Here is a 2,176-nt window from a genome sequence, read left to right as displayed (position 1 = left end):
GCGCCGGGCCGCCCGCGAACTCGGCGCCTTCCCGGAGGCCGGGCCGCTCCTGTGCGCGCATCTCGGCCGCGAGCCCGCCGCCAGCGTCCGCGCCGTGATCCTGACGACGCTGATCCGCCTCAAGTCCCCCGCGGTGGTCGAGGGCCTGCTGCCCCTGCTCCGCAGCGAGGATAGCGGGCTGCGCAACGCCGCGATCGAGGCGCTTCAGGAGATGCCGGACGAGGTCGAGCCGCATGTCGCCGACCTGCTGGCCGATCCCGACAGCGACGTCCGCATCCTGACGGTCAACATGCTGAGCCTGCTGCCGCACCCGAAGGCGCCGGACTGGCTGGCCGAGGTCGTGGCGCACGATCCCCACATCAACGTCTGCGCGGCGGCGGTGGACGGCCTCGCGGAGATCGGCAACGAGCGCGCCGTCGCGCCGCTCCAGGCCCTGGCCGCGCGCTTCCCGGAGGTGCCGTTCATCCGCTTCGCGGCCGCCGCGGCGATCCGCCGGATCGGAGGCGCATGATGCAGCAGCCCTCCCGTTCCCTCGGGCAGACCGCCTCGGCGATCCAGATCAGCGAGGACGAGTACGAGAAGTTCTACGAGTATTTCTATCGCCGCACGGGCATCTCGTTCAGCGGCAAGAAGGAGTATTTCGTCGAGAAGCGTCTCCTGGAGCGGATCGCCAAGACCGGGAGCGACAGCTTCAAGGCCTACTTCACCCTGCTGCGCTTCCAGGCGTCGGGGGAGGAGCTGCAGCATCTCGTCAACCTGATGACGGTCAACGAGACCTACTTCTTCCGCGAGGACTACCAGTTCGATGCCCTGGTTCGGGGCATCCTGCCCGAGATCACCCGGACGCGCCGGCCCGGCGCGACGCTGCGGATCTGGTCGATGCCCTGCTCGACCGGGGAGGAGCCCTACTCGATCGCGATCCAGATCCTCGAAAACTGGTCGCGGGCGGACGACTTCGCCATCGAGATCACCGGGTCGGACATCGATTCCCGGGTGCTGGCCGATGCCCGCAAGGGGATCTACGGCAACCGCTCCCTGCAGCGGCTGTCGCCCGAGCTGCGCAAGAAGTATTTCCGCCGGCTCGGCGACGACCAGTTCGAGATCCACGAGGAGCTGCGCAGCTCCATCGAGTTCTCGATCGCCAACCTGTCCGACCCGATCCACATGCACCGCTACCGCGCGATGGACGTGATCTTCTGTCGGAACCTGCTGATCTACTTCGACGACACGTCCCGACGCGCCGCGGTCGAGGCGCTCTACGAATGCCTGATCCCGGGCGGGTTCATCTGCCTGGGTCATTCGGAGAGCATGAGCCGCATGTCGTCGATGTTCCTGCCGCGCAAGTTCGGCGACACGATCGTCTACCAAAGACCGATCGAACAGGATTGAGACGGGCATGTCCGGGAAACGAATTCTTGTCGTCGAAGACGGCATCACCATGCGGATGTTCTACCAGGACGTGCTCGGCCGGGCCGGGTTCGTGGTCGAGGAGGCCGCCAACGGGGTCGAGGGCCTGGAGAAGGCCCTGCTCGGCGGCTACGACCTGATGATCGTCGACATCAACATGCCCAAGATGGACGGCTACGAGCTGGTGTCCCGGATCCGGCGCGAGCCCGCGCTCCAGGCGATCCCGGTGGTCACGATCAGCACCGAGGCCGCGGACTCGGATGCGAACCGGGCCTACGCGGTCGGCGCCAACTTCTACATCGTCAAGCCGGCCGATCCCGTGCTGCTGGTCGAGACCGCGCGCCTGCTGACGGGCGCGCAGGCATGACCAACCCCCTGCTGGCCCGGTTCATCCCGGAGGCGCGCGAGCTGCTGCAGGTCTCGGCCAGCGGCCTGCTGAAGCTGGAGCGGAACCCGACGGACGAGACCGCGATCAACGAGGTGTTCCGGGCGGTCCACACGATCAAGGGCTCGTCCGGCCTGTTCGACGCTATGGCCCTGACCCGGCTGGTCCACGCCGCCGAGGACCTCCTCGGGGAGGTCCGGTCCGACGCGCTGCAGATCGACTCGGCGCTGGTCGACATGCTGCTCGACAGCCTGGACCAGGTCGGCCAGTGGATCGACGAGCTCGAGCGCCGCGCGGCCCTGCCGGCGGATGCCGACGGGGTCGCGCACCGGATGGCCGCGCAGCTGCGCCAGCGCCTGGGATCACAGGACGACGCGGGGGCGC

4 protein-coding genes are annotated in these 2,176 nt (G+C 68.2%); all 4 read left to right on the top strand.

Annotation, left to right across the window (positions count from 1 at the left end; all coding sequences use genetic code 11):
• On the top strand, positions 1 to 511 hold a 511-nt coding region (locus FV228_RS27425), incomplete at its 5' end, for a HEAT repeat domain-containing protein (protein ID WP_147857396.1).
• Complete coding sequence (locus tag FV228_RS27420; RefSeq protein ID WP_147857395.1) at positions 508 to 1,389, top strand: protein-glutamate O-methyltransferase CheR; 882 nt, start codon at positions 508 to 510, stop codon at positions 1,387 to 1,389. The genes FV228_RS27425 and FV228_RS27420, both read left to right, overlap by 4 nt.
• Positions 1,390 to 1,396: 7 nt before the next feature.
• On the top strand, positions 1,397 to 1,774 hold the full coding sequence (locus FV228_RS27415) for a response regulator (protein ID WP_147857394.1): 378 nt from the start codon (positions 1,397 to 1,399) through the stop codon (positions 1,772 to 1,774).
• A partial coding sequence (locus tag FV228_RS27410; RefSeq protein WP_187277940.1) for an Hpt domain-containing protein occupies positions 1,771 to 2,176 on the top strand: 406 nt, incomplete at its 3' end. The genes FV228_RS27415 and FV228_RS27410, both read left to right, overlap by 4 nt.

Source organism: Methylobacterium sp. WL18, from assembly GCF_008040015.1.
Lineage (GTDB): Bacteria > Pseudomonadota > Alphaproteobacteria > Rhizobiales > Beijerinckiaceae > Methylobacterium > Methylobacterium mesophilicum.
This window is presented reverse-complemented; position numbering and strand designations above follow the sequence as displayed.

What these genes read in the sequence shown, in the direction of transcription:
- FV228_RS27415 (WP_147857394.1), top strand. Translation starts at nt 1,397, where the DNA reads ATGTCCGGGAAACGAATTCTTGTCGTCGAAGACGGCATCACCATGCGG.
- FV228_RS27420 (WP_147857395.1), top strand. Translation starts at nt 508, where the DNA reads ATGATGCAGCAGCCCTCCCGTTCCCTCGGGCAGACCGCCTCGGCGATC.